Source organism: Poseidonocella sp. HB161398 (assembly GCF_005870025.1).
Classification (GTDB): Bacteria; Pseudomonadota; Alphaproteobacteria; order Rhodobacterales; family Rhodobacteraceae; genus Mangrovicoccus.
Genome location: NZ_VATA01000067.1, coordinates 24258 through 31011, shown reverse-complemented (window position 1 = coordinate 31011; position 6754 = coordinate 24258). Strand labels below are relative to the sequence as shown.

The 6754-nt window shown below is 57.9% G+C and carries 5 protein-coding genes; 2 read left to right on the top strand and 3 right to left on the bottom strand.

Features of this window, described 5'->3' with window-relative positions:
* Positions 1-184: 184 nt before the first annotated feature.
* Together FGX59_RS30410 and FGX59_RS30405 are read right to left on the bottom strand one after the other, a co-directional pair.
* Positions 185-685 (bottom strand): c-type cytochrome, encoded by a 501-nt coding sequence (locus FGX59_RS30410; RefSeq protein WP_138471456.1) that lies wholly within the window; start codon positions 683-685, stop codon positions 185-187.
* Between the two features lie 54 nt (positions 686-739).
* Positions 740-2281 (bottom strand): NAD(P)/FAD-dependent oxidoreductase, encoded by a 1542-nt coding sequence (locus FGX59_RS30405; RefSeq protein ID WP_138471454.1) that lies wholly within the window; start codon positions 2279-2281, stop codon positions 740-742.
* 136 nt (positions 2282-2417) lie between these two features.
* On the opposite strand from FGX59_RS30405, the gene FGX59_RS30400 reads away from it, so the two are divergent.
* Positions 2418-2882 carry a hypothetical protein gene (locus FGX59_RS30400; RefSeq protein ID WP_138471452.1) on the top strand — a complete coding sequence of 155 codons (465 nt, stop codon included), beginning with the start codon at positions 2418-2420 and terminating at the stop codon, positions 2880-2882.
* Positions 2879-4198: a GAF domain-containing protein gene (locus FGX59_RS30395; protein ID WP_171060905.1), complete on the top strand. Its 1320-nt coding sequence runs from the start codon at positions 2879-2881 to the stop codon at positions 4196-4198. The genes FGX59_RS30400 and FGX59_RS30395 overlap by 4 nt, the downstream gene beginning before the upstream one ends.
* A gap of 867 nt (positions 4199-5065) precedes the next feature.
* Here the strand turns inward: FGX59_RS30395 and FGX59_RS30390 are convergent.
* On the bottom strand, positions 5066-6694 hold the full coding sequence (locus FGX59_RS30390) for a P-loop ATPase, Sll1717 family (protein ID WP_370296396.1): 1629 nt from the start codon (positions 6692-6694) through the stop codon (positions 5066-5068).
* Between the last annotated feature and the right edge of the window lie 60 nt (positions 6695-6754).

Genomic DNA, 6754 nt, shown 5'->3' with positions numbered 1-6754 from the left:
GCGCCGCGCAAACAGGCCGGACACACGTCTGCTTCTGACCAGTGCAAAATCTATCTCAGAAAAGTCTTGCTATGCAGGAGCCATCCACACAGGCCTTTCGTGATCTCCCGCAGCAAAAACGGATGTCCGGATCGCTGCGGGCAAACGAGAGGGGCGGCACCGGTGTCACCGTCTCGACCAACCCCTATTGCGGCAGGACGAGATCGAAATAGGGCATGGGCGCCGGATCGTCCGGCCCCTGCATTTCAGGAACCCGGTTCGAGACGGCTGGCTGCGCCAGAAGATAGGCTGCCAGTGACGTCGCATCTTCATCGCTGAGCCCGGCATAGGCTGGCCACGGCATCACCGGGATCAAGCCGCGTCCTTCCGGAGTTTCGCCGGTGCGCAATGCCCGGACCACGTCTTCTACGGTCCATCCCCCGATACCGGTCTCGTCCGGGGTCAGGTTGGGCCCCCAGACAATCGCCAATCCGGGAACCCGAAAGCCCACATTGCCGCCGACGAGGCCGCGTGACGGATCCGGCGCGCCGGTTGCGTCGCGCGGCGCATGGCAATCTGCACAGGTCATGATCCGGACCAGATAGGCTCCTCGCGTCAACTCGTCAGAGCCGGATTGAGCCTGGGTCTGGGCAGCCAGGGACATCGTGAAGGACGCGGCTACGGCCGCAAGAGATAGAATGTTCATTGATCAAGCCCTCTAAGGTCGATGATAACTGCCGCATGGTGCGGAACGGGAAATTCAGGCGGCATCGGACGGAACATCCTGCAGACCGGCAAGAAGCGCTTCATCGGCTCCGGAAAGCATCGTCTCGTCGAAAGCGGTTGCCAGTCGCCGAAGCCGCGTTTCCGCATCGGTCAGCCGATCCGGACCGTCGAGCCGAAATCCCACAGCCGCCAGTGGGCCGAAGGCCAGTAGCCGTGCCAACCGGGGACGATCGCCCAGTTCCGGTTCGGCGCCGAGCCGTCGCGCGAAATCCAGCGCCGCGACCTGCATCGGGATCGGACCCTCCGGGATTGGGCCGGAGATATCTGCAGCCATCGTGCCCCATGCGGGCATTGTTCCGTTCCGGTTCGCATGTCCGGCCAGGCAACGGGCGATCCAGCGCGCCTGCAATTCCAGGACCGGGAAATATGGACCGACCAGATCGTAGAGGCCCAGAAAGGCCAGCCCCGGAAGATCGGGATGGAAACTGTGCGCGTGCAAGCGAAGCCCGGTGCCACGGCCGTCAGCGTCGAGGCCGAGCACCGCGCGGACAGGGTCGTCAAGGAAGGGCAGCGCGATCCCGTAGCCGGTGCCCAGGATGATACCATCGACCTCCCGCACCGTTTGGTCCGTGAAGGTCACCCGCTTTCCCTCGATCAGGGAAATCCAGGGCCGCGTTTCTATCCGCCCTTCGGCCACTGCCGACAGGAAACCTTGCGACTGCGAGATTCCCGCGGCCAGCACGTCGTCATCTGCCGCCATTGCCCCGGACAGTGCAGGATTGCCGGCCAGTGCCCGGATGCGGGAGGCAAACGCTGCCATGCATTGTTCTGGTTGCAGGATCTCCATGGCACGCGCTGCGGCACGCGTGAACATCAGGTGGTCGGTCGGAACACCTGCCACCAGTTTCGGCAGGACATACCGCATCCTGCGTGCCGACAGTATCACCTCGCTCGCTGCGCCTTGCGCAAGTTCGGAGGCGATTTCGAGAGCACTGATCGAGCAGCCCGCCACCATGACCCGACTGCCGCGCCGCGGCTCGGTGCCGCAATATTCCCGTGCATGCCGGACGCCGAGGCGGCCGGAAAATTCGCTTAATCCAGGAATTTCCGGCATCAACGGGTCGCGATGGCGTCCGGTTGCGATGATCACCTGATCGAATTGTCCGCGATAGAGCCCGGCATGGGTCTCGGCGGTCAGAAGCCATCCATCGCCCTCCCGCCGCAATGAGGTCACGCGGTGATCGCTTCTGATCCTGCCGTCCAGCCCGAAGCGGGCGGCATAGTCGCGCAGATAGCTCTGGACTTGGGTGACCCGCGGAAAGACCTGCGTGCCTTCGGAATAGTCGAGGTCGGAGAAGCAGGTCATCGCCCGGCTGGTATTGGTGCGCATCTCGGGCCAGGTGCCGTTGCCCGGAACCGACAAGTTCCACTGGCCGCCGATGTCGGCGGAGGCCTCGAAAATCACCGGGTCGAGCCCGGCCTCCAGCAGCCATCTCCCGGCGGCAAGTCCACCTGGCCCTGCGCCGAGAATGGCGATGCGACGACGCGCGGAATGCGATGTGGATAGGTTCTGCACGGAAAAGCTCCATCAAGCAAGAATCTGAATGGAGGAGCATCTAGCTGCAGTCGGCACCAATATCTTGCTAAATTCTTACTAAGAATCGCCGAGGTAATGCTAATTTTCTATTAATCGAAACAGCGGGAATCGCGTCATGCTGTTTGAAGCGGAATTCTCTGAATTTGTGTCCGGCGCGGTGATGATCATCCTCGCGACGAGCGACGCGACCGGTCGCACAGCCATCGGTCGCGGTGTGGGAGCCTGGCCCGGCAGTAATATCGATCAGCTGATCGTCGCAATTTCTGCCCGGCAATGGCCGCGGGTCATTGCCGATCTGACGCCGGGTGGCCCGCTAGCGGTGACCGCAGCCGACCCGGCAAGTTACGAGACGTATCAGTTCAAGGGCAATGCCTGCATGATCAGCGCAAATGGCGTCGACGTGAAACGGTCGGGTGCTGCCGCGGGACGGATGGCCGCAAGACTGCATTCGCTTGGCATCAGCGATGAGATGTCGGCAGAATGGTTGATGACGGAGGATGTGCAGCTTGCCCAGATGCGTGTCGAGGGTGTCTGGAAGCAAACGCCCGGCCCGGGGGCGGGCGTGAAGGTCGATCGGTGAAACTTGCCAATCTGCCCGAGACTTGTTTTGAAGGCGTGATCCCTTCCTCAATCGCGACGAGCGGGGCTGACGGATTTCCCAATATCTCCTACCTTTCCCAGGTTCTTCGGGTCGATGAAACTCATGTCGCGATTTCGAACCAATTCTTTGGCAAAACCGCGGAAAATCTCGCACGCGATCCGAGAGCCTCCTTGCTTCTGGTAGATGGCCTGACCGGCGCGCAGTTCGAATGCGCGTTGCTTCACCACGAGACGCTCACCGACGGGACGCTTTTCACACGCTTCCGCATACAGCTGGCCGCGGATTGCGCTGCGCACGGACTGGCAGACCGGATGGGTCTGAAAGCCGCGGATCTGTTCCGCGTTTTGGCCATTTCGCCAGTGCCGGGTCCGGAACTGCGTCCCAGTTTGCAAATCGAATCAGGCCCGGACCTGCCAAGCCTGGCGGCCTTCATGACCGCGCTTGCAGCGGAAACCGACGTGGAGGCAATTTCGGACGCTCTTCTGGACGGTGCGATTTCGCTATTCGGTGCGAACGCTGCGATGTTTCTGCTGCCGGAGCCCTCGGCCGGAACTTTCGTGCTGATCGGAAGCCGCGGTTACGCAGTCTGCGGTGCAGGTGCCGAAATCGGGGTTACCGGTGGGTTGCTGGAAATCGCGGCGCGGGAACACCAGATGGTTCGGCTCAACGATCTGAGCCGCAGTTCGCGCATGCTGGAGGCTATAAGCTTGCCAGATGAAAACGCTCCTCCACTTGCCGCGCCGCTGCTCGAAGGGGTCAATAGCCAGATCGTGGTGCCATTGCTGCATCATGACAAGCTCGTGGGGATATACTTCCTCGAAAGCCGAAACAGGCTTGCGTTCGGGGCATCAGTTGCCGCGGCGATCGAGATCGTGGCGCTGCAGGCTTCGGCTGCATTGGTCGAAGCAGAATCGAGCGGGACGGGCGAGGTCCAGGCCCCTCAGGCTGTTGGCCTCCTGCCGGATGGAAGGGGCCCGCTGATCGAGTTTCGCCACCACACGCAGGATGACAGCGTCTTTATCGACGGAACCTATGTCATTCGCGGGGTTGCTGGACGGCTGCTTCTGTACATGATCCGGCGCAGACTTGAGACGGGCCAGACCGACTTCACCAATATGGAACTGCGCCGCGAGCCTTCTCTGAAACTACCGGAATTCCGGGAAAATCTGGAAACCCGCCTGCTCATGCTGAAACGTCGGCTGTTGGAGCGTGACCTGCCTGTCCGGCTGGAACGCAGCTCGAAGGGCCGGCACCGATTGCACGTCGACGGCTCGGTTTCGGTGTCCGTCAGGTAAATGGCGTGACGCAATGCAAAATTCCGACGAGATCGGATGATGTCGGGCCGCGCTAGCGCCTGGTCTTCTCGCCGCTGCGCAGCTTGCGGCCTGCCCGTGCGATCGCAGTATCAAGCTGCGCGGGCCCGCCGCACGAAAAATCGAATGTTTCAAGAGGGCTCGTGGCGGCCTCGCGGGGGCGCAGAACCAACCTCGACCTTGGTCCGCTCCGAATGTCGGCTTCCACCTTTTGTGGGCGATCGGATCGTCGCCGCAGCGAAAGTCGGCTCCCCGCCCTCTTCGACCAATGCTGCAGGGCGCACGAACGCCCGAAGTGGGGCTCGCAGCAGCCTTGCGGCGGCGCGGAAGCCTGGCCATGGCGCCGATGGTTCATCGGATTTCACGATGCCGAGCCGAAGGGCGGGACCAGCCGGTCGCGCCTGACTCCTAGAGCGCCCGCGCTCAGCCCTTTCCTGCCGCTCGTGACGGCGCCGGGCTCGAGATGCCCGCTGCGATCTGCCAGGCGGGGCGGACTTGCGGCGGCGCGGCGGAGATCGAGCGGTGGATCTTCGAAAGCGGTCGGTCACGGCGGGCGGAGCTTGGTTGGTGCCGACCTGGACGCGCCGACCAAGTCCGGCCGCTCATGGTGGCCGCTCCTACTGGCGAAGAGCGCAGTTTTCTGCCGTTGGCAAACCGCTCCGCGGAACCCCAAGATCGCTTGGTCGATCTCCAGTCCGGTCATTCGGAATCCGGCACCGCCGCGCTGCGACGGCCCCTTAAGCGGCCGCCCGGACCGGCCCGCAGCATTCCTGCTCGCTCGAACTCACCCTTCGCGCACAAAGCGGCCGCATGTTGGCTTGCATAACAGTTTAGGTGCTGAAAAAGTCCCTATATTTTTAGCGTGCGATGTAGTCCGTCTTCATCAAGCAGGTGCTGGTGAGGATATACGTAGTGCTGACTATTCCTATTAACACTCGACTCATGCACTCCTGAGAATATAGGGTGAAGACAAAGCTCGTCGCGTACCGACATATTTAGCCGACCCCTTACAGCGTATTCAAATTCTGCATCCGCATAAATGTCGGTTCGTTCACTTGCCCTCCCAATTGCGCCAACCTCTACGAGCATACGTTTAAATTCACGATAGTCGGATATGCCAATAGCAGACATTGCAGCTTTTCCATGATAGGAATAAACTTTGTGAAGCTCAGAATCTCCGAAGAATCTTGGTAGTTCAGTCAAGGTTACCGCGCAAACAGAGTCAAGATTTGGGTATTTCTTCCGAAAGGCGCTCTTTACTCCTTCATAGATGGATTGCTCAGCAGCCTTAACGCCATCGCAAATTGAAACCTCCTCTCCAAAAACGGACTTCGACCGACCGTCCGAAAAAATACCATTCATAATTCCAATAAGATGTCGCGGGAGAAGCTGTGAATGCCTAAATATGTATGCAATCGTAAACTCCTTCTTCCCGGAAGAGTTAATTGTCTCGTTCGGCAGAAAACTATCTAGGATTTGATTGACATGATCCCTAGAGCCAATATCCAAACCAGAGAACCTAGCTAAATCCTCAGGTGAATATAGCTTCAAATATACAAGGTATCTCCATGCGATTACGGTCATCAGCTCAATTGGAAGCCAATGAATGGCCATTGCATCAACAAAGTCTTTCTCGACATTCTCCGAAAGCTCACGTAACTCGAAATACAACTCCGCAGGCAGACAAACCCTCAGAGATCGAAGCTTAGTGCCATACTCACCTGTACATCTAAGTAGCGCACGTACTGTTTCTGCGTTCTGCGGAATATCGAGATGATAATTCTCGATCGAGTCCAAGATCACTACAGCTTTGGTTTTCTTTTCATCAAGAAAACAATCCAATTCCGTCAGAGCTTTTTTATACGTACTATTCGAATCGTTTCTAAAGAAATCCAACGCAGATCTGATGAAGTATCCAATATGCCCGCCATCCAGAGACTCTCGATTTTGGTTCAGTGCTGCCGAAAGAGATTGCGCGACCCCGCCACTTCCACGGTTGATGGATTCAAGATAGTTTTTAACGGCTGGAAGTTCTTCAATTTGATCTATGGGCAAAAGAGCCATAATTTCTGTATTTAGAAAGCGGTCCCAGTACTCCGCGGCCTCCTCCACAAAAACCAATCCGACATCCGATGAGTTTGGGTAAACCGCCTTACGAAATTCGCTAATAGCCTTTGCGGTCGGAACATTAACCACGAACTTGTACTCTTCAAGTTTCTGCGTTCGTGACAGGATGGATGTTTTTCCAGATCCCTTGCGACCGATTACAATTCGAGGCCTTTTCTGATAGAATTCCCAGACTTTATTTCTAGTGTTGAACAAAATATCATTTGCAATTTCTGATTCTAGCAATGTTGAAGCGTTGATGGGCCCAAAGGGCGCAGCTCGATTTACAAATCGCCTTAATTCGCCAAGGTCCGATTCCTTGGTCTTAATTAAATCTTCTATGCCCTTGTGTTTGATTGGGAAGTGGCGCATCAACTCACGCTCCTATATAAATTCTAATTTCAATGATTGTAGTTGTCCTCCTTGACCTCG

Coding starts and splice junctions, on each gene's coding strand:
- FGX59_RS30410 (WP_138471456.1), bottom strand. CDS start 685: ATGAACATTCTATCTCTTGCGGCCGTAGCCGCGTCCTTCACGATGTCC.
- FGX59_RS30400 (WP_138471452.1), top strand. CDS start 2,418: ATGCTGTTTGAAGCGGAATTCTCTGAATTTGTGTCCGGCGCGGTGATG.
- FGX59_RS30390 (WP_370296396.1), bottom strand. CDS start 6,694: ATGCGCCACTTCCCAATCAAACACAAGGGCATAGAAGATTTAATTAAG.